Origin of the sequence: Bacteriovorax sp. Seq25_V (assembly GCF_000447795.1) — a bacterium.
In the GTDB taxonomy this organism is placed as follows: Bacteria; Bdellovibrionota; Bacteriovoracia; order Bacteriovoracales; family Bacteriovoracaceae; genus Halobacteriovorax_A.
Genome location: NZ_AUNI01000019.1, coordinates 173,757 through 195,583, shown reverse-complemented (window position 1 = coordinate 195,583; position 21,827 = coordinate 173,757). Strand labels below are relative to the sequence as shown.

Annotated in this window: 18 protein-coding genes; 7 read left to right on the top strand and 11 right to left on the bottom strand. The window is 36.9% G+C overall.

Translation table 11 applies throughout. The annotated features are described in order from the left end of the window. Positions 1–2 precede the first annotated feature (2 nt). From M900_RS12320 to M900_RS12295, 6 genes are all read right to left on the bottom strand, one after another. A complete protein-coding gene (locus tag M900_RS12320) occupies positions 3–2,126 on the bottom strand; it encodes a 3-hydroxyacyl-CoA dehydrogenase NAD-binding domain-containing protein (protein WP_021275123.1) in 2,124 nt (707 codons plus the stop codon). 24 nt (positions 2,127–2,150) lie between these two features. Continuing rightward, entirely contained in the window at positions 2,151–3,446 is a 1,296-nt protein-coding gene (locus M900_RS12315; protein WP_021275235.1) for a thiolase family protein, read from the bottom strand. A gap of 141 nt (positions 3,447–3,587) precedes the next feature. After that, positions 3,588–4,637, bottom strand: a complete 1,050-nt coding sequence (locus M900_RS12310) for a hypothetical protein (protein WP_021275102.1) — start codon at positions 4,635–4,637, stop codon at positions 3,588–3,590. A gap of 164 nt (positions 4,638–4,801) precedes the next feature. Next, on the bottom strand, positions 4,802–5,044 hold the full coding sequence (locus tag M900_RS12305; RefSeq protein WP_034732608.1) for a hypothetical protein: 243 nt from the start codon (positions 5,042–5,044) through the stop codon (positions 4,802–4,804). 20 nt (positions 5,045–5,064) lie between these two features. After that, complete coding sequence (locus M900_RS12300) at positions 5,065–6,402, bottom strand: hypothetical protein (protein WP_021275237.1); 1,338 nt, start codon at positions 6,400–6,402, stop codon at positions 5,065–5,067. Further along, positions 6,395–7,723 (bottom strand): glycosyltransferase N-terminal domain-containing protein, encoded by a 1,329-nt coding sequence (locus M900_RS12295; protein ID WP_021275078.1) that lies wholly within the window; start codon positions 7,721–7,723, stop codon positions 6,395–6,397. The genes M900_RS12300 and M900_RS12295 overlap by 8 nt, the downstream gene beginning before the upstream one ends. Positions 7,724–7,984: 261 nt before the next feature. On the opposite strand from M900_RS12295, the gene M900_RS12290 reads away from it, so the two are divergent. The 5 genes from M900_RS12290 to M900_RS17285 all read left to right on the top strand — a co-directional run bounded on the left by M900_RS12290 (position 7,985) and on the right by M900_RS17285 (position 13,251). Continuing rightward, on the top strand, positions 7,985–8,830 hold the full coding sequence (locus M900_RS12290; protein ID WP_021275244.1) for a hypothetical protein: 846 nt from the start codon (positions 7,985–7,987) through the stop codon (positions 8,828–8,830). Positions 8,831–8,977: 147 nt separating this feature from the next. After that, entirely contained in the window at positions 8,978–10,216 is a 1,239-nt protein-coding gene (locus tag M900_RS12285; RefSeq protein WP_021275109.1) for a DUF4339 domain-containing protein, read from the top strand. 66 nt (positions 10,217–10,282) lie between these two features. Continuing rightward, a complete protein-coding gene (tmk, locus tag M900_RS12280; RefSeq protein ID WP_021275066.1) occupies positions 10,283–10,960 on the top strand; it encodes a dTMP kinase in 678 nt (225 codons plus the stop codon). Positions 10,961–10,963: 3 nt separating this feature from the next. Then, positions 10,964–11,725 carry a DNA polymerase III, delta subunit gene (locus M900_RS12275; protein WP_021275190.1) on the top strand — a complete coding sequence of 254 codons (762 nt, stop codon included), beginning with the start codon at positions 10,964–10,966 and terminating at the stop codon, positions 11,723–11,725. Positions 11,726–11,808: 83 nt separating this feature from the next. Further along, a complete protein-coding gene (locus M900_RS17285; RefSeq protein ID WP_021275045.1) occupies positions 11,809–13,251 on the top strand; it encodes a regulatory iron-sulfur-containing complex subunit RicT in 1,443 nt (480 codons plus the stop codon). A 25-nt stretch (positions 13,252–13,276) separates the two neighbouring features. Here M900_RS17285 and M900_RS12265 read toward each other — a convergent pair whose 3' ends face one another. Genes M900_RS12265 through yaaA form a run of 4 tightly spaced genes read right to left on the bottom strand, consistent with a single transcriptional unit; the run spans position 13,277 to position 17,031 of the window. Then, a complete protein-coding gene (locus M900_RS12265; protein WP_034732606.1) occupies positions 13,277–13,870 on the bottom strand; it encodes a hypothetical protein in 594 nt (197 codons plus the stop codon). After that, the gene (asnS, locus tag M900_RS12260; protein WP_021275130.1) at positions 13,860–15,266 is read right to left on the bottom strand and encodes an asparagine--tRNA ligase; all 1,407 of its coding nucleotides are present in this window, start codon (positions 15,264–15,266) and stop codon (positions 13,860–13,862) included. Before asnS ends, M900_RS12265 begins: the two co-directional genes overlap by 11 nt. Positions 15,267–15,275: 9 nt before the next feature. Beyond that, positions 15,276–16,268 carry an adenosine kinase gene (locus tag M900_RS12255; protein WP_021275169.1) on the bottom strand — a complete coding sequence of 331 codons (993 nt, stop codon included), beginning with the start codon at positions 16,266–16,268 and terminating at the stop codon, positions 15,276–15,278. Positions 16,269–16,287: 19 nt separating this feature from the next. Next, positions 16,288–17,031 (bottom strand): peroxide stress protein YaaA, encoded by a 744-nt coding sequence (gene yaaA, locus M900_RS12250; RefSeq protein ID WP_021275057.1) that lies wholly within the window; start codon positions 17,029–17,031, stop codon positions 16,288–16,290. 216 nt (positions 17,032–17,247) lie between these two features. On the opposite strand from yaaA, the gene M900_RS12245 reads away from it, so the two are divergent. After that, entirely contained in the window at positions 17,248–18,012 is a 765-nt protein-coding gene (locus M900_RS12245) for a PilZ domain-containing protein (RefSeq protein WP_021275063.1), read from the top strand. Here M900_RS12245 and M900_RS12240 read toward each other — a convergent pair. After that, positions 17,990–18,748, bottom strand: coding sequence for a class I SAM-dependent methyltransferase (locus M900_RS12240; RefSeq protein WP_021275260.1), 759 nt, complete (start codon positions 18,746–18,748; stop codon positions 17,990–17,992). The genes M900_RS12245 and M900_RS12240 overlap by 23 nt on opposite strands. 75 nt (positions 18,749–18,823) lie before the next feature. Between M900_RS12240 and gcvPB the strand changes: the two genes are divergently transcribed. Continuing rightward, positions 18,824–21,823 (top strand): aminomethyl-transferring glycine dehydrogenase subunit GcvPB, encoded by a 3,000-nt coding sequence (gcvPB, locus tag M900_RS12235; RefSeq protein ID WP_021275157.1) that lies wholly within the window; start codon positions 18,824–18,826, stop codon positions 21,821–21,823. Positions 21,824–21,827: the final 4 nt, after the last annotated feature.

The following is a 21,827-nucleotide window of genomic DNA, read 5'->3' as shown; positions in this document are numbered from 1 at the left end:
AATTATAATTCGTAAAACTTTTTCTTTTGGCTTACGAGATCATTAATTAATTTACATGGCGTATATCTCGCCTTGTCTACAGATTCAGCGTGACTTACAAGCTCAGCTTGAATTCTTTCCAATCCTTCGCTATCTGCATACTTAAGTAGTCCACCTCTAAATGGAGGAAAACCGATACCAAAGATTAGTCCAAGATCTACGGCCATTGCATTATCAACGATCTTGTCTTCAAGAACTGTTGCAGCTTCGTTAATCATTGGAAGAAAGATTCTTTTCTGAATTTCAACTTCAGTCATTTTTTTAGTTGCTTTTGGGAAAATCGCTAGAGCTTCAGCATTTGGACCTGCTACTTTTCCATTTTCATCATAAAGATAAAAACCTTTTGATGTCTTTCTTCCAAGGAAACCTTTCTCAACGAGTTTTCCAGTTAATGAAGAAGACGCTGCTCTATCACCAAGACCATCGTGAATAATCTTTGCAACTTTTTGACCAACATCAATCCCTACTTCATCAAGAAGACGACATGGGCCCATTGGCATACCAAAGTTTAAACATGCATCATCGATATCTTTCATCGATACACCTTCTTCAAGAAGGAATCCTGCTTCGTTCATAAATGGCATGAGGATTCTATTTACAAGGAATCCTGGACCATCTTTTACAACAACTGGTGTTTTCTTTGTTTTTAGTACCCAGTTATAAAGAGCTTCAACAGTTTCTGGAGAAACGTTATCATGAGTAATGATCTCTACAAGAGGCATCATGTGAACTGGGTTAAAGAAGTGAAGACCCGCAAATCTTGAAGAATCTTCAAGGGCAGTCGACATCTCCTGGATTGAAAGTGAAGATGTATTTGAAGTTAGTATAGTGTCTTTAGAAACTTTAGTTTCAACTTCAGCAAATACTTTCTTCTTGATGTCCATATTTTCAACAACTGCTTCAATGACAAGGTCTACGTGTCCAAAACCTCTAAAGTCAGTTTGTGCAATAATTGATCTTTGCATTCTTTCAAAGTCGTCGTAAGACATTCTCTTTCTCTTAACAGCGCCCATGAAATTAGAAGCTGACTGCTTAAGACCAAGCTCGAGTCCTGTCTGATTTAAGTCTTTCATAATTGGCTTCATATCATTCTTGGCCATTAACCAAGCAATACCGCCACCCATTGTACCAGCACCAAGACAAGCTCCTCTTTCAAGTTTCTTTATCTTTCCTTCACCTTTAATACCTGGGTATTTCTTTGAGCTCTCGACCATGAAAAAGATATGTTGAAGGTTCTTACTTTGATCACCCACACATAACTCTCCAAAAGCTTCTGCTTCACTTGCAAGGTAGCTTGCGCGACCTTTCATCACACCAGCTTCCATTACATCTAAAATTTTAAGTGGTGCTTGATAGAAACCTTTAGTTTTCTTTAAAACACTCTCACGTGCTTTTTGAAAAATAATTTTCTTCGTTAATACGTTATCTGTTGCAAGATCTTCTAAAGATTCTTTAAATGACTTTTTCTTTTCAGTTTTACCTAAATGCTTAAGGGCCATATCAAGTAGACGCTCTTTAGCATAAGTTTCCTCAACTAAGCCAACTTTCTTACCTTTTCTTCCATCAAGAGTTTTTCCAGATAGAATCATATCAAGTGCCGTTGGAAGACCTACTTTTTTTGGAAGACGGTATGTCCCACCAAAACCAGGAATAATACCAAGCTTAACTTCAGGAAGTCCTAGTTGAACACCTTTATCATCACTTGTAATAATCTTATTACAAGAAAGAGCAAGCTCTAGCCCACCACCAAGACAAACACCGCCAACACAAGCAACTGTTGTTACTTTTAGATCTTCAATTCTATTAAAGATTTTTTGACCAGCTTCTGACCCAGCTTGTCCATCGGCTTCAGTCTTCATTGATGAGATAAGATTAATATCAGCACCAGCGATAAAACATCTGTCTTTATGAGAATGAAAAATAACACCTTTTAAAGATGAAGCATTTCCATGAAGTTCTTCAACGATATCTTGAAGTTCATTTAGTGTCTCTTCGTCTAGAACAGTCATTGCCTTTGTACAGTTATAACCCATTCCAACATAGGCGATATTTTCTTTTGTCTCAAAACTAATTCTTTTATAACTCATATATGTATCTCCAAATTTTTAAAATTATTTCTTAAGGTTTTCGATGATACAAGCACCACCTTGTCCACCACCAATACAAAGAGACGCAACACCAAAGCCTGCTTTTCTTCTCTTAAGCTCGTGAGCAAGAGTTACAAGTAGTCTTGAACCAGTTGAGCCAACAGGGTGACCAAGGGCAATTGCTCCACCGTTAACATTTAGTTTCTCAGCAGGAATTTCTCCCCATGCTTTTGAAAGACCAAATCTCTCAGCAAGTGACTTTTCTTTCATTGCCATATTTACAGCAATTACTTGGGCAGCGAATGCTTCGTTAACTTCCACAAGATCCATTTGATCAAGTGTCATCCCCGTTCTATTGAATAGTCCATCCATTGCAAGAAGTGGTCCCATTCCCATTCTTTGTGGCTCTAGACCATGAAAATGATAATCAACAATTCTTGCCATTGGATCAAGATTATATTTTTTTACTGCTTCTTCTGAAGCAAAAAGAATTGCCGAACCACCGTCAGTGATAGGACAAGCATTACCAACAGTAACTGTTCCCGACTTCTTATCAAAGTATGGTCTCATTTTTCCAAGACCTTCAACTGTAGAGTTCGCACGTGGACCAACATCATTCATAAGAAGCTTATCCATCTTATAACCAACTGCGAGAGGAAGAATTTCATCTGCAAATCTTCCTGCTTCCATTGCAGCAACGGCTTTTTGATGTGAAAGGTTAGCAAACTCATCTTGTTGTTCTCTTGTAATTCCAAACTCTCTTGCAAGTAGTTCAGCTGTTTGTCCCATATTTAGCCCACAGAAAGGATCCGTAAGACCTTGCTCGATTGCAACAATAGGAGAAAGATAAGGAGGTCTAAAGCTTGAGATAACTTTAATCTTGTCAGACATCGATTTTGCTTTCATAAGATTCATGAAAAGCTCAGTCATCTCCTTATTATAAATTAATGGCATATTTGACATTGATTCAACACCACCAGCAACAATTACATCATGTCTTCCGCTAGCAACTTTTAAGAATGCTTGTGAAACAGCTTCTAAACCTGAAGCACAATTTCTATGAACAGAATAACCAGAAGTTTTTTTATCAAGTCCCGCTTCAAGAGCAATCACTCTCCCGATATTTGGATACTTTGCAGGTGTTCCCGTGTTACCAAAGATAACTTCATCAACTTCATCATTAGCAATTGATGTATTATCAAGTAGGGCCCTTACAAGATATGCTCCTAAGAATGGCGCTTGAATATCTTTTAGTTCTCCACCGGCCTTCGCATGTGGCGTTCTCTTACCTTCAACCAAATAAACAGGTTTTAGTGACATATGTACTCCTTGGGGTATTTTGAATAATTGTGCATGTTTATGATAGACGAGTATCGGTTTAAATGAAAGATTTATTAGACGAAAAAAGGCCTACTTACGTAGGCCAATTAAATAATAACACGGGAATTGTTGAGCTTTTTACTAGAAGTTTACAGAAAGTCCTGCATTGATTGAAGCAATATTCGCTTCCTCTAAATCAAGCGCAAGATTTCTAAGTCTTTGCTCATCTGGAGTATTAGAATTTTTTAGGTCAGAAACTCCTGAATTAAGAGCTCGTTCATACTGAGCGCTAATCTCTGCAGAAAAGTGCTTAGAGAACTGAATCTGAGCTCCAACCATTACTGCACCAGAAACATTATTGCTCGAAACTTTCTCATCTCCATAATTATTACCATTGTAGTAATAAGATTTATTTTCTTCGTATTTAAATGATCCTCTATTATAAGCAACAGCTACTCCAGCAAATGGTCTAATCTTTGAATCTACTGTGAAGTAGAACTTAGAGTTTAGATCGAAAGAAACTTGCTTAAAGTTAATTGTTCTCGCTTCATTATAAATCGAATTATTATTTGAATAAATTCCATAATAGTTACTTCCGTAGCTACCATAGTTGATATAGTTGTTATCTTGATCTTTAGTATCAAGAGAAACATATCTCACACCAACACCAACAGTGATATTTGGGTGAACTCTATTTTCAACACCAAGTCTTAGGTTCAATCCCGCTTCAAGATCTTGAGTATCACTTGAAAGGCTCATGAAACCACCACTTAGTGAAACGCTATTATTTAGTGTTTCTTGTGGAGCAGGTGCCACCGCTTCAACAGTTTTAACAGGCGCAGCTGCTTGAGTTGAAACCTGATCCATTGCTTGCATTTGACCATTAAGAGCATTCTGAAGCTTTCGAGCAAGCTTTCTCTCTTCTTCTAGTCTCATGTCTTCAACTTTCTTTCTCATCATTTGCTCGTGCTTTTCTTCAAGCTCACGACGAAGTTTTTGAATACGATCAGCTTGAGAAGGTTGCTTTTGCTTTTGAGAGTAAAGTCCTTCGATATCAATTTGATCAGTGTTTACGATTTGATCAGCAGTTTCTGTTAACAATGGATCTTCTTGTGCAAAAGATTGTCCCATTGGTAATGAGATTGCCATCAGGCTTAATAAAAGTGAAATTTGCTTATTTCCCTTTTTCATTTTCGTTCTCCTAGAAAAAATTCCCGTTCTATTTGTGTGTTACCTTTCAGTTATAGCACAACGCACAAATGTTTCTAGGTTTTCAACGAGTTAGTGTAAATTTTACAGGAAATAGGTGTAAGATATTGATATTTAATTACAATAGTTACTGTAAATTCAGTAACTTAGCGAGCAAGTCTAAATGAACGATACTTCGAGGCCTCATCCCCATCACTATTAGTAAGGCTCTTTACAGCACAGATCGGGTTCAAGCTTCCAGGGGGACAAGTGGCCGGATCAAAACTTAGACGGGCCTTGATGATATTAAAGACTGTTGAAGCTAGCACAACAATCACTAAGAGCATCAGAACGTATTCAACAACGACCTGACCAGTATTACTTGATGTAGTGCTTTTTAAAAAGTTCATAGGATTATTATAACCTAAGATTAGAGAAAATTTCTAAAATCTTTTGTTTCTAAAAGTGAACTCAAAAGACCAAGCGGAGATCGCTGACAAGGACCAATATAGTGAACGTCTTTTAACTGAGTATTCTCCAGTGCATTTCCAGCGTCTCGAATCACTACTTTACTTGGAATGTGAACATTTTCAAAGCTATGTGAACAAACAACCTCTTGTCCAACTTCAGTTTGAGACATTTCCTCACCTGATTCAATAACTCTCTCATGCTTTAATAGCTCACGAATTTCTTCACGATAGAATTCTGCCTTTTGACACTCTACTGTGCGGGAGAAAACCTGTGCGACCTTGTTTCCTTCATGATTTGTAAGACAAAGAAAAGGAAACTGCGTCCCCATTTTATTTACCTTAAAAAGATACTTATCAAAAGAGTCAGTCAAAGACTTATCATGAGTCAATTTAATATTAAAATTTGTATAAGTGCCTTTTGTATCAAACTTTAAAGGAAAACTTGAAGGCCTTCCGCCAACAAAAGAAATATGCTTTGGATGAACAATACCTTCAAAACTATTTAATTCTACACACCAAGGTTTACCTTTATGAAATTTCCACTCCCTAATCGGGCTAGAACGGAAAAATCCACCACGAGAAACAAGTAATATTTCAAGACTCTTATTTAGTTCAGCTGTATTGAAGAAATATCTTGGTCCGAGCAAAGAAAGGAAGAGATGTATGGCCTCAATTTTTGAAAGTTTATCAGTTAAAACATTATGAACAATCGTGCGTGAAGAATATATAAACAATGATGCAAGATCTTGATTGTCACCTTCTTCAGTTAAGCTTTTATAGAATATTTCAAAAAGGTCATTAAAAACTTCAGGACTGTGATGCATGAAAGTTTGTACATTTATATTTTGCATCGTCTTAAAGCGACAAAGAGTATTTCCAAGTCGAGAAGATAGCTTGTAGTAACTATCATTAAACTCTTCTTCAAGGATAAGATTTTCTTTTATATGGATATACAATTCACTGAATAGCTCAGGAAACTTTCGAGATAACTCTCTTAGATTAGAATAAGGACTATTCTTACCAAGTAGAACTTCCCGATCACCAAGCTTACTAATATAAGGTCTTACCTCAAGATAGTTGTCGATATCAAGAGTGTCCTCAATTGAAATACTCTCGGCCCAGCTTTTAATAAAAGAGCGCTCAATATGAGAGAAATAATTGAAATGACCGTGCCCATTTGAAAGTCTTTCATCTTCAAGTAGAAGCACGTCGCGTTTTTCTAAGAGAAGCTGAAAACCTAGTAAGTATGAAACATAATTACGGCCAACAATAATTGTATCAATATTTTTTTTAAGCATTAGTAATTTCCAAAAGTCTAAGTAGGCCAATCAGCGCTTTCTCATTGTCCTCAATAAAGTGTGCAATATCAATATCTTTATAGTCATCCTTGCTAAGGAAGCTTTCAAAGTCTACAGATGAATTAATAATTGAAATATCTTGCCCAAGAGAAAGTGCAATATCATATTCGGTTGAACGATCAACATTGCTTGCGCAGGCAATTTGGCTGCCGGCCACGAATGGCTCGAGTAGCGAATGAACTCCTTTACCAAGGCCACCACCAACATACGTTTTATCAAATAAAGGATAGAGTTCGCATAGAATCCCTGGCAGGCAACTTAAAATGACACCAGGAACTAGCTGAGACTGTTTTGAAATTTCTGTAACATCGCTGGCCTTTGCATCCTTGGCTATAAAGTAAATAGGCACCTGATCTTTAAATATTTCTTCAAGTCCTACTCTTAACTGTGCGACAAATGCGCTATCAAAACGGTGGGGAGCAACGTAGCAGAGAAGTTCTCCTGATGATACCTTTGAGATAAGCTTTTGAGTTTGCAAAAAAGGGAGCTCTTCTGGCCATAACTGAGCTATCATCAAGCGTTTTGGTCTTAACATGATTAAGTCGTGTAGAGCATGATGTAATTCATTTTGATGAAAGTTAAATTGAAGTTGCCTCTTATTAATCTGCAGTGATCGTAGTTCACTTGGTCCATGTATCTTCACTCTCCTAGTATCTAGTTTAGAGCGAAAGAAGGACTCATCCTCTTTTGTTGTAGGAAAGATATCATCAAAGACTTGATAAATTCCTCGCTTTAAAATAAATCGCCAATCTTTATTTGAGGAACTCTTTGCGGAAGCTGCAAAGAGAATGAACTTAGAAAGAAAAGGCTTCATACAAATAAGTTCCGGAAGAAAGTCGTAACGTACCATTAAAAGCTTATCTGCGCTTTGCCAGCGATAGTTATTGTGCCCAAAAAAGATTGGAAAAAAACTGACTAGAGGCATGCGAAAGCACCTCACCTTTTCTGGATATAGTGAGCAAAGTTTTACAACTTTTGCTTCAACGCTCGGTGATGTAAAAAGCAATTCGACATAATGCCCCTGAATAAGACTTTGATCAATAATCGGCCGTATGATTTCGAGCTCTCCTTCGCTAGAGAAATGAAAAGCAATCTCAGCCTTACGCCCCACTTTATTAAAACTTTCACTATAAGGAGATAGTTGATTCTCATACTCGAATTGGGCCCTGTCTTTTAAGGCCGGCACAATTAAAGAAAGTAACCTTATTAAAGGAAAAAAAACCGTTCGAAGAATGAGTGCGATATTCATTAGGATAAGCATTAGTTAAAGTATAGGTATCACTTTACCTTTATTCAACACTTTATCGCGACATTTTGGTGTCAAAAAGACATTGCGACACTGAGGAATATGTAAATTTATTTATGGTTTTGTTCAAAAAATTACTTTTTCTTACATTTAGCAAGAAATGGTATAGGTCTTTGTTAAAATTGTTGTCTTTTTGTCAGGAAATTGTCATTTTAGGTAACACGATTAATAAAAAGTTAACTTGATTAGGCATATAACACACGAAGGGGACAAGGAATGAAGAGACTTTTACTAGCACTTTCACTAGTAGCAGCAGTAGGCGCGACAGCAGCTGATACTGCAACGACAACAAGCCCGTCGACATCAACGACGACATTATCAAATCTTTGGAACAAAATTAAAGAATCTCCAGTTTCAGTAAGCTGGTTAAATGATACTTATATTGATTCAAAAGGTGCTGATGGTTTTACTTCAGATAACTATGTTTACCTAAACTACAAAATCGACAAATATCATAAACTGACTCTTAAGCCTATGTTTAGAACTTCACATGACAAAACTCAAAAAGGTCAAGGTGACTACCATACAGAACTAAGCAACACTGAGTTTAGATTTACAAGATCGAAAATTCTTACAGAAGAAAAGCATGGCGTGAACATGAGTTTCCTTTTGAGAAACTACTTTGTTAATGATGAAGCAAGAAAGACAGGTTACGATAGTTACCACTACCTATATACTTCATTCTCTAAAACTTGGGGAAAATTTACTCTTGGATCTAATCCATATATTCTTCAGTACAATAGAAACTCTGGTGACTTCAAGAGAGATAAGCTTCTTTCAATCGGTGTTGTTCCAACTTATTCATTCACTGATAACTTCTCTGTAACTCCATCATTCATTTGGTATAGCTACAAAGACAATGTTAAGGATGCTGCTTCTAACACTCAAGGAAGCGACAATATTCTTCTATCTGCCTCTGCAGACTACTCAATCGGTGCTCTTTCAGTATCTCTATACTTTGAATCATGGATTGTTCAATCAAATGACGGCTACGCAACAGGTGTACACCAGTGGTGGAACAAAGGTGCTGTAGGGACAACTCTTTACTACACACTATTCTAAGTACCATCTAAGTATTTAATTTATAATGAAAAGGAGACTTTCGAGTCTCCTTTTTTTGTTTAAAATCATTTTTATCAAGTTTTCCTAAAATAGTGGTAAAAAGTGCCGATACGCCTCTTAGATTCTAATGTCTATGGGGGACATCGTATGGGTAATGCCTTAAAAAATGATCAAAGAAAATCAATTGAAGACTATCTACTCACTCAAGAGCAGATTGATCATCATCAATACCCGAGTGAAGAAATCTACGAAATTCTTGTGGAGGGAAAAGTTATTGGTCCCTTTTGGAATATTGATTTAAAAGATTTTCTTGCAGATGCAAATCTTTATAGTGAAGAAACAAAAGTTAAAAATGTAACTGAAGCAGAATGGACTTCTGTCTATTCGCACCCATATTTTCAACGTCGTCGACCGGCCCTCGTTTCAACACAAAATCTCGCTGAAGCTAAAGAGGATTATTACCTACTTATAGAAGGTAAGAAAGAAGGTCCTTATACAACTGATCAAATCAAAGCAATGCTTGCAACTCATAAGATCTTACCAATTGATTTTATCTCAATTGATAATGGTTCGAGCTGGGGAAAAATTCATGATATAGAAGGCTTTGATCGACGTGAAAAGACTCATCAGAACTTACCATTCAGACCAGATGGACATATTTTTACAAATAGTATCTACGATGCTGACAGGGCCATAACCAAGGCCGTTCACAATGCGAGCGAGAAAGATGCCCTTGTTGGTCTTGCTTATGTTGGACACCTTAACGAAGGTAAGAAAAAACATCACATCGAAGAAATGAACGCACATAAGAATGTAACACAAACTGAAAGTGAAGGAGAAAGCTCATCAACAATGATTACTTTCCTTTTCGCTCTGGTTGCATTCGCTGGTATTTATTATTTTTATCAGACGATGTCTGGAAAACCAGAAGTGGTCACGAAGACCGCAACACCTGTCTCTAAAAAAGAATTTACTCAAACCAAAGCGACCAAACCACAACCAACAGCAAGAAAATCGAAACCGACTCGTGCTCCGGCACGTGCTGAAAAGAGGCCTGCACTTGAAGTAACTCAAGGAAGAACTGTCACAAGAAGTTCTGAAAGTATTCGTGATGCGGAATTTGCAAAGAAAGAAATGCAAGATGAAAGTGTACTTGTAGAAGTTCCACCAGAAGCAATTTTTGACGATGCAACAGAAGCTGTTGAGCTAGATCCAATTAGACAGAGAGTATCAAAAGATACAATCGATCCAGAGTTAACAAATCAATTTGATGAGAATATGCCTCTTGATGAATTAGAAGATATTTCAAGAAACCTAGGGCCAATTGATGAAGATGGAAATCCAATTGGAGATACAATTAACGCAGAGGGCGAACTAATAGAATAGAGCGAAGTTCTTTAATTTACTAAGAAATACTAGTCATCAAATGTTTTAGTATGATAAAACTAAAGCATGAAAAATATAGATCCTACACTACTCAATAATTTTAGAAGCCCGGCTTTTCCTGGTTCATTCTTCATGAGCTTTGAAGGAATTGAAGGCGCAGGAAAATCAACACAAATTGTAAGAATTAAAGAATATCTCGAAGATCGTAATTTTAATGTTATTGTCTTAAGAGAGCCAGGCGGAACTTCTTTCGGAGAAAGGCTTCGACAAGCAATTCTAAACTCAGAAAAAGATCTACACCCGACAACTGAGGCATATCTTTTTTGTTCGGCCAGAGCGCAACTTCTTACTGAAGTTGTTCTTCAAGAACTTAATGAACCAAACACAATCATCATTTGTGATCGTTTCCTTGATAGTACTATTGCTTATCAAGGTGTAGCGAGAGGACTTGGGATAGAGAGCGTTTTAAAAATGCATACCATCTTCCCTCTTAACTTAGTACCACATAAAACTTTCTATATTAGAATTGATCTTGAAACTTCTCTTGAAAGACAAAGAATGAGAAATCTTCCAAAAGATTATTTCGAGTCTCGTGATGATTCATTCCATTCAAAACTAATTGAAGGTTACGATGCTTGTGCTGAATTATTCACAGATAGAATCAAAGTAATAGATGGTTCAAAATCTGCGGATGAAGTTTATCTTAAACTTAAATCTGAAATTGATGAACTAATTTTCAATTAGATCATGGCCAGCGAACTTCAAAAACTCAAAGAAATTTTAGTTGCAAAGTATAAGAATGGGACAATGGCCCATTTTTATACATTGACGATGATATGTAATCTTGATGAGGGCCTTGAGTGGATCAACGAATTTCTAAGGTCAATAACAGAGAAAAAAAGTCCGCGTGAACACCAGGATATACTCTTCATTGAGACAGATGAAAAGAATTACACACTTAAAAATAATGAGTTTAGAGACTTCTTCTCTTTCTTAGGCACAAGACCAATCGAACTCACTCGTAAAATCATTGTCATTAAAGATGCTCATAAGATCTCAGATACGATTGCTAATAAACTTTTAAAAACTTTAGAAGAGCCCGAAGTTGAGGCCTCGATATTTCTTATAAACTCTGAAAGACAGCAAATTATGCCAACGATTACCTCGAGGGCCATAAATCTTACGCTGAGCTCTGAGGGTGAACTTCTTGACTTTACGCGCTTTAAATCGGTCTTTGATTATCTCTCTTCAAAAGATGACTTTACGGCAAGAGCAATTGCCAGCTTTATTCAAACAAGATCCACAGTTGAGCTGACTCAGGCCGTAAAAGACTCAAACTTTAATGAGAATGAGTTCATCAAGCTTATGACGCAAATTACAACTCACTTCAGCGAGAATAAAGCGAAGATTCCAACAATCATCAATGACTTAAAAGACTTTGAACAACAACGTGAGTTTAATAATTCCTTAGCCCACAGAGTCACGTCACTTGCAAATAAAATCCTTTAAGCAAGCTTTTCATCACGCATCATAACTAGACATTTCACTGATTTACTGTGAGAATCTTATTTTAAAACACTAGATGGCAAAAAATGACAAATACTGAACATATAGAACAGACAGAAAATACAGAAAATACAAAGAGCAACACAGAGGCCAACACTGCTTCAAAAACAAATGAATCAGAAAGAAGTGATAGTGATGACAAATATCAAGACGGTCAGGAACTAACTTTTATTCGCGTTCGCTTCCCTGGAAATGCTCGTAGCCAACCTTTCTTACTAGGAAAGAGAAAATTCGTCTACGGCCAAAAGGTACTTGCAATGAGTGACCGTGGGATGACAGTTGGTTATATCAACTCTTTTCCTTACACGGTTAATTTTGATAAAAGCATGCTCCCTATTCGTACAATTGCTAAAGTTGCTACTGACGAAGATATTCAAGAACAAAAAAGCTTCATGCAAAAAGAAAAAGAAGCTGAAGTCCTTTGCATCCGTCTTATTGAAAAACATAATCTTGATATGAATGTTACACACGTTGAGTTCATTCAGTTTGGAAAGAAGGCCGTATTCTATTTCAACGCTCCAGAGAGAGTTGACTTCAGAGGTCTTGTAAAAGATCTCGTAGGCGACCTTAAGATGAGAATTGAGCTTCGTCAAATCTCTGTTAGAGACAGGGCTGCAGCTCTTGGAGCTATCGGTGCCTGTGGACTACAAACTTGTTGTTCATCATTTCTATCAAATTACGGAAATGTTTCAATCAAGATGGCAAAGAACCAAAATCTTGCGCTTATTCCATCAAAAATCAATGGAGTTTGTGGTCAAGTTAAATGCTGTATCAAATACGAGGATGACGTTTACACAGAAAAGCGTAAACTTCTTCCGCATGAGCAGAGCTTTATCCGTGCAAAGAATGGAGATACCGGAAAGGTAATAAAATTACATTTAATGCAAGAACAATTCGATATGCTAACAGATAAAGGCTATATCAGAAGATATGCCAAGAATCAGTTTGAAGATAGAAAATCAATGCCTCCAAAAGGATGGGAATTCCCTACTCAGTTTAGATCTATTGTTCAAGAAACTTCAACAGTTATTGGAGTCAGTGATGAAGAAGAAAAGATTCTCGGACGTTATGTGACAGAAATCGATAGTGATGATGACGATGGACAATCAGCAGAGATTATTCTAGATGACGATGGAGATACATTAGCAATTGATAACACTCCAATTGAAAGTAACTTCAAAAATGATGACACAGAATCATCTGATGAAAGAGAAGCGAGACCAAGAAACAATAATCGCAATCGTAACAACAACAGAAACAGAAATAGAAATAACAATAGAAATAACTCTGGCGAAAACAACCAAGCCCCTCAAGCTCAAAACCAGAATAATAACAAACCAAAGCAGCACGCCTCGAAACAAGGTGGAGAAGAAGGCAGTAATAACGGAGAAGGTGGTAACAAAAGACCAAGAAACCGTAGACCGTTTAACAAGAACAGAAACAATAAGCAAAAACCTAAGACTGAATAAAATAAGCGACCATGTGTCGCTTTTCTTATTTCAATTTCTCAATAAAATCAAAATACAAATGTCTTGGAAAATCTTTTGAAAATATCTCTTTTGCAAAAGGTAAGGACTCTAAGAATGATGTGTCTACTAACTCATCTCTTGGGTCATAGACAATAGAAAAATCAATTCCAAGAAATTCTAAATCAGCGACAGCAAAAGCGTTCTGTAAGTTTGCTAGCCTTTGGTAATCTTCTACATAGCAAAAACTTCGAACACGAAACCGTCTTGAGTTAAGACTGGGAAGACGTAGACGAGATGGTAAAAATCTTAAAAAAGTTGTCGAGAATCTCGCTTTAAATGCAGGGCCTATAAGAATTGTACGGAAAGAGTTACTTACCTCTCCCCTCTTTTTAAAATAATCGATTAGGATTAGTGCACCATAAGAATGAGCAATGATAATCCCATCCTCGGCCATCAAGCTTAGGGCCTCATCAACTTGATAAAAAATTTCTCGAAATGGTAAGTGCTCACTGTCTTTGTAATAGGAAATAAAAAATGACTGCGATAGAAGAGAATTAAATACTTCCTGAGACTGATTCATCCCAGGAAGAATTAGAAATTTATTTTTTTTAGAAATCACAGTTGTTTGGAGTTCTTGGAAAAGCAATAACATCACGAATATTAGACATACCTGTGATATACATAATTGCTCTTTCAAACCCAAGACCAAAACCAGCGTGAGGAACTGAACCAAATTTACGAAGCTCTAAGTACCACCAGTATCCAGACTTATCCATTCCCATTTGATCCATTCTATTCTCTAGTTTAGTAAGATCTTCTTCTCTTTGAGAACCACCAATAAGCTCTCCAATACCAGGAACAAGAACGTCCATAGCACGAACTGTCTTACCATCATCATTAAGTTTCATGTAGAAGGCCTTAACGTCTTTAGGATAGTCCGTTACGATAACAGGTGCCTTAAAGTGCTTATCTGTTAAATACTTCTCATGCTCTGTTTGAAGTTCATTACCCCATGCAGTAGGGAATTCAAACTTCTCTCCACAATTGTTTAAAATCTCAACAGCTTCAGTGTAAGTGATCTTAATAAACTTTGAATCTCTAACATGCTTTAGCGTTTCAAAGTGCGTCTTATCAACATCTGTAAAAGGCATATTAAATAAGAAGTCTAATTCCTTCTGACAGTTTGTAAGTGCGTAATCAATCATATACTTCACATAATCAGCAGCAAGATCAGCAACATCCTCAAGAGTAGCAAAAGAAACTTCTGGCTCGATCATCCAAAACTCAGACAAGTGTCTTTTTGTATTCGAGTTCTCAGATCTAAAAGTTGGCCCAAAAGTATATACAGCACCAAGACCAAGAGCATGACATTCGGCCTCGAGCTGTCCTGTAACAGCAAGAGAAACTTCTTTCCCATAATAATCTTTTGTGAAGTCAACTTCACCTTTGTCATTTTTTGGAAGTTTATTTGGGTCTAAAGTTGAAACTTTAAACATCTCCCCTGCACCCTCACCGTCTACAGCTGTGATGATTGGTGAATTAAGATAGAAGAAACCTTTCTCATCGAAGAAACGGTGAGTTGCTTGAGCAAGAGCGTGGCGAACTCTAAAAATTGCTCCAAAAAGATTTGTTCTAACTCTTAAGTGAGCAATGTCTCTTAAATGTTCAAGAGAAGTACCTTTCTTTTGTAGAGGGTAAGAATCATCTACATTACCGATAACTTCACCATTAATTGCTTGAAGCTCGATAGTTTGCCCCTTTCCTTGCGAAGGAACCACTTTTCCAGAAATCGAAACTGATGCCCCAGTAAGCATTGAAGAAAGAGCACTATAATTTGGAAGATTTGCATCTGCAACAATTTGCAATGAATCTTGGCAAGTTCCATCATTTACTACGATAAAAGAAAATGCCTTAGAGTTACGTACAGAACGAACCCATCCCTTAACTACGACTTCCTGATCAATATAACTTTGAGCATTGTTAAATAACTCTTTAAGTAAAACTCTTCCTGACATTAATAACTCCTAAAATATAGTTTTCTTAACTTCTAAAATTTCTTCTGTTTCTAAACGAGCACCAAACTTTGTCACAAGCTTGGAAGCACAGTTGCAAGCAAGTAGTCCCGCTTCTCCAAATGTTTTCCCATGTGTAATGGCGTAAAGGAAGCTTCCTGCAAAAATATCGCCGGCACCGTTTGTGTCAACAGCAGCTACCTTTTGGGCCATAACATAAATCTTATCCTTTCCATCGAATAAAAGAGCGCCTTTTGGTCCAGTTGTAATAGCAAATGTATTAGCAACTTCTTTCATTTTCTCATAAGCAGCTTCAACATTATCAGTATCTGTAAAGCTCATCGCTTCAGATTCATTACAAAAAATAAGATCAATTTTCTTATCGCCAATTATTTTTTTGAACCCATCTTTAAAGAATCCAACAATCCCAGGATCTGAAAATGTGAGTGAAGTTTTAATTCCATTAGCTTGAGCAAACTTTCTTGCCTCAATGGCCGCATTAATTCCAGTCTCTCCAGTTACAAGATAACCCTCAATATATAGCCACTCAGAATTTTTCAATTGATCATAGTCAATTTGATCATTCGAGAAAGTAGCTGTCGTTCCAAGATATGTATTCATTGTTCTATCAGCATCAGGAGTAACAAAAACCATACACTTTCCAGTCGTACCGTCGTACTCGTTATTTTCAAGATTGGATTTCACACCTTTTGAAAGTAGATCTTTCTTATAAAACTCACCTGCTTCATCACCAGATACCTTACAAGAATAAAATGACTTTGCTCCTAATTGAGTAGCAGCAATGATTGTATTAGCAGCAGAACCACCACATCCACGCTTATGTTGAAAACCTTTTAAGTTTTGAAGAAGTTCAGTCTGTCTATCTTCTTCAACTAAAGTCATAAGACCTTTTTCAACGTTATTTTTTAATAGAAAATCAGGAGAAACTTCAAACTCCATATCAACTAATGCATTTCCAATTCCATAGACATGGTAATTACTCATAAAACTCTCCTAATATATATTATCTTTTAAAAACTAATAGATTTTCTGTCGAAGATTTCTTATCAAATTTATAATTATCCACATTAAAATTTTGAAGCTCTTCCACTGTTTGTACTTTATTTTCAACAATAAAACGTGCCATCATTCCACGGGCCCTTTTTGCCATGATGCCAATTGTTTTAAATTCTCCGTTTTTGTTTTCAAGAAATTTAACATCAATAATTGGTGCAGCGACTTCTTCACGTTTAACGCTTTTAAAGTACTCTTCGCTGGCGAGGTTAACGATTGGCTCATTTTGACTATTATACTTATTTATAGTCTTTGCGATATCATTTTTCCAAAAATCATAAAGGTTTTTATAACTATCAAACTTTAGCCCAGTTCCCATTTCAAGGCGGTATGGACTGATCTCATCAAAAACGTTAAGAAGACCGTAAAGACCTGAGAGGATATAAACTGTACCATTAGCATATTCTTGCTGCTTCTTACTAAGTCCCCTAAAATCGAGCCCCTGATAAGTATCTCCAACAAATGCAAAGGCCGCCGGAGCTTTTTTTGAAGACTCATATTTCTGGTAACGGTTATAATTTAGCTCAGATAAATCATCAGAGAGCTTCATTAGCTTTTTGATATCAGTAACAGATTTTTCCTTCATCACTTTAACAAGAATATCAGTCTTTTTTAAAAGTAGTGGTTTGGTCATCTTCACTTCATGTGAATCATCAAAATTTAATTTCTTTGCAGGTGAAAGAATCGCCTTCATTGGTGCTCCGTCAGATAATTTTACTCAAGAACTCTATCATAAAAGTGCCAGAAATGCATGAAATATTAGCCTATCGGCAATGCATCAATTGTGCAAAAACAATATGATGAAAACGCATTTAAAAAAAACAAAAAATATTACTTATCATGAAAAATCTCATGCTAAAATAGCTCTGTCTTTCAAGAAGAAAGATACCAAACTTACTCAGGAAGAGTTATGACCAAAAGACCGATTTCTTTTACCTTACTTTCAATTTTTTATGCCGCAATGACAGTCATGGCAATTACCTACGTTACACTAACAAAGGATCTACCAATAAACTGGTCCTTCGCAGTTTTTTTAACATCTCTAAAACCTCCGTACATTATATATCACTGGCTACTGCCTCTTTGTATCACGATGAGTATCATCAAAATGAGAAAGTATAGTTACTACGCTTTTATGGTTGCACAAGTTCTTATGCTTGCTATTCCTTTCATGGCAAAAAATTTAATAATTCCTGAACTCTCACAAGAGACAACATTTATCACTTATCTTTTACAATTATGTTCGTTTTTATCAATCGCTTACTTCACTCAAAAAAGTATTAGAAATCTATATTTTGACTCTTCAAAGAGAACTTGGGACTGGGCAACAAGACACCACGTGAGTCTACCGTTTAGCTTAAAAGTGAGACACTCTCAAATGATAATCGACTGCCAAACCATCGATATGTCCACTTCTGGGCTACTTTTTACAATTTCTGGAAACCATGGAGACCTTGAAAAGCAAACAAAGATTACTGCGAATCTCTCCCTTGGAGAAAATGAAATTAGCATTCCAATTCAAATTGTCAGAACAATAAACAAAGATGGCCAAACTCTTTATGGTGCTCAATTTCACCACCGCCATCTTTGGCAATTTGTACAAATACGAAATCTTCTGAATGACGCTAAAAGTATTAAATACAGTGACTATACTAGCGACAAGAAAGCGGCATAAAATAGAGATCATAGCGAGTTGTCTTACCAGGAAAACTCGCAGATGGCCTAAGGATCACTTCAGACTTTAAAGGTCTCTTCAACACAACCTTCTTTCCTGTCTTACACAGACTTTCTAACTGAAGCTGAAAGTCATCATCGGCACCAACAACCTTTTTAAAAACTTGCATTTCTTTGCGCGGTAGCGATGAGCTCTTCTTCTTTTCTGGATACATCGGATCAAAATAAAATGTCTCGACCTTTTCAAGTTCACTGAAATTATTAGCAGCGACTCCGTAGCGCAACTCAATTTTATTGAAATATGTACATAGCTCGGTATGATTCTTGGCACGTCTTAACGCATCAAGGGCCAGCATGAAAACAAGAGGATTTCTTTCAAACGCTATAATTTTTGCGCCAAAAGAAAGGATTAGCATTGCGTCTTTTCCAGTGCCCAAAGAGCAGTCACACACGACTCTCTCACTTCCACCTTTAATCCCGAGTGCCTTGGCCAGCGGTTCTTTTGTTATTGCATACTTGCGTTTTAGATGATCCTGAAGCTCCTCCTCCCATTTTAGAGTGAAGCTTGCACCACCTTCCTGTAAGTAGAGTAGGCCATCTTTAAAATAGAGTTTTGCGTCAGAAGATATTTCTAAATCAACACCATGTTCACGACCAAGTGAAGCAAGCTCCTCAAAGTCCTTGCTAGACAAATCATCAGCATTTTTAAGAAATATAGTATTTGGTCGTTGTGTCATGTTAATTCCAGTAGATAAGAACTATCAATCGTGATAAGTTTTGGCAATTCTTTTTAAATTATTACGGAGACTTAAATGACAGATTATCAATCAAAACTTGGATATAATCCAAAAGATTTACCACGTGAGTTAAATCAATTCTATATCGCGGCAGATGACAAAGATATTTCTTCTATGCTCGAAACAATTAAACTAGATTCACTCGATCAATTATTTGATCATATTGATAGTAATGTACGATTCAATGGAAAGTTAGGATTAGATAATTCTCCTTCATATGATGAACTAATTGCCCTAGTAGAAAAAACTGCTGACAAAAATAATATCCCACTAAATTTCTTGGGGGATGGTCTGCCACAATTTAAGCAAGACCCAATCGTTCCATTTGTATGTAACTTACGTGGACTGACAACGGCTTATACGCCATATCAACCAGAAAGATCACAAGGAACTCTCCATACACTTTGGATCTACGCAAGTAGTATCTCTGCACTAACTGGTTTTGAGGCCATCAATGCTTCTTTATATGAAAGATCAACTTGTCTTTTTGAAGCTCTTAAAACAGCACAAAGACTACATAAGAATAAAAATAAAGTTGTTGTTTGTGATTCAATTTACCCAAGCGACAAGGCCGTTTTAAATACAATGGTTAAGCACACTGACCTTGAGGTGATTTACGCTCCAATTTGTAAAGAAAGTGGTCTCACAGATATCGATGCTCTTGAAGCGCTTCTTTCAGCAACAGAGGGCGTTTGTGCGCTAGCATTTAACCAGGTAAACGGACTTGGACTTCTGGAAGACGTCAATGAACTAACAGATATCGCTAATAAATATGCACTAAGTTCAATTGCTGTTATCGATCCTATCCTGATGGCAAAAGATGGTCTCCAAAGACCAAGTGAATTTGGTTCTAATAAAACAGGTACAACAATGTTTGTAGCTGAAGGACAACACCTTTGTCTTGATGCTAACTTTGGGGGACCAGGGCTTGGTATCTTTGGAATTAGATTCAACGAAACAAATAAAACAGATATCAGAGCAACGGCCGGAAGATATATTGGGAAGGCAATCGACGCTGACGGAAAAGAGTGCTTAGCAATCGTTCTTTCTACTCGTGAGCAACATATAAGAAGAGAGAAAGCGACATCAAATATCTGCTCTAACCAATCATTTATTGCGACAGCAGCTGGAGCATCACTTCTTGCTCACGGAGATGAAGGCCTCAGTTCAAAGATTAAAACATCAAGAGAATTTGCAATTAAATTCCTTGAAAATATCCAAGGCCTTGAAGGTGTAACTCTTGCTTTTGAAGCTCCTTTTTATAATGAAGTTGTTCTTGAAGTTAAAAACAATATCGAACTTTTAATTAATAATAATTTTAATCTTGTTGCAGGAAAAAATATCTCTAATCGCTATGGTATTGATAAGAATCTTCTTAAGATTTCTTTCTCTGATATTCACTCAGACGAAGATCTTTCTAAGCTTATTGATCTTTTTAGAAATAACTTCAAAGCAAATGATTCTGAGTTTGATATTCCAGAACTTCCAGAAGTATTTGTTCAGCACACAGCAAGTGGGCTTAAGAAATTTTCTTTTGATGAACTAAAAGCATTCTACACAAAACTTAGCGAACTAAACGTATCACCTGATGATGCGATCTACCCGCTTGGTTCATGTACAATGAAATACAATCCATACATCAATGACTGGGCAGCAGGTCTTCCTAAGTTCACAATGGCGCACCCAGATCTACCAGAGAAGTATGTCCAAGGATCATTAGAAGTTCTTTATGAAATCCAAGAAGACTTTAAAAAGATCACAGGCCTTCCAGGTGTAACAGGACAACCAGTAGCAGGAGCGCAAGGCGAACTTGTTGGTCTTAAATTATTTCAGGCCTATCACGAAGATAAAGGTAATGCGGCGACGAAGAACCTTATCATTATCCCAAGATCAGCTCACGGAACAAACCCTGCGACGGCAACGACTGCAGGATATGAGACGAAGAAAGTTGATGGAAAACTTGTTGGTATTGTCACAATTGATGCTGACGAAAGAGGACAAGTAAATCTTGAGCAACTTGAAAAAGTAATCAAAGAAGATGGTGAGCGTGTAGCAGGTATCATGATTACAAATCCAAATACATCAGGTGTATTTGAAGAAAAGTTTCAATATATCGCTGAGCTTATCCATAGTGTAGACGGACTCGTTTACATGGATGGGGCCAATATGAATGCAATTGCTGGCCATATTGATCTTGGAAAACTTGGTGTTGATGCCGTTCATAACAATCTTCACAAGACTTGGACTATTCCACACGGTGGAGGTGGTCCGGGTGACGCGATCGTTGCAGTAAGTGCAAAACTTATTCCTTTCCTACCGGGTGTTCTGATTGAGAAAGATAACAATGGAACTTTTAAAACTTACAAAGCAGAGAAATCAATTGGAGAATTTCACCGTCATGGTGGTAACTTTGCTCACAAAGTAAGAGCTTATACTTATATCAAGGCACTTGGAGAAGAAGGCGTTAAGAAAATGTCGGCAGTATCTGTACTTAGTGCAAGATACCTCTACCAAAGACTTAGAAAATCTTTTCCAACTCTTCCAGCTGGTGCGGATGAGACTCCAAGAATGCACGAATTTATCATTACTCCAAGTAATGAGATGTTTGAGTCACTTGCAAAAGGTGGAACTCCAAAGGCTCAGGCAGTAGCAAAACTTGGAAAGTTATTCCTTGATTTTGGCCTTCACGCTCCAACAGTTGCATTCCCAGAAGTATTTGGTCTAATGATTGAACCAACTGAATCATTCTCAAAAGCAGAGCTTGATGATTTCGCAGAAGTCGTTGAGACAATTAGAGACATTATTTTCGAAATGCCACAGGTTTGTACAACAACTCCTCACTTCACACCAATTAAAAAAGTTGATGAAGTTTGGGCCAATAAAAACCTATGTTTTGCTAGTAAGATTAATGAACTTCCAAAGCTTCCAGCAGATATTATTTCTCCAAAACAACTGAGAGGATTATCTAACAAGGAAATTATGGCAAAGATTTTAGAGGCAAATAAAGGATTGTAAGAAG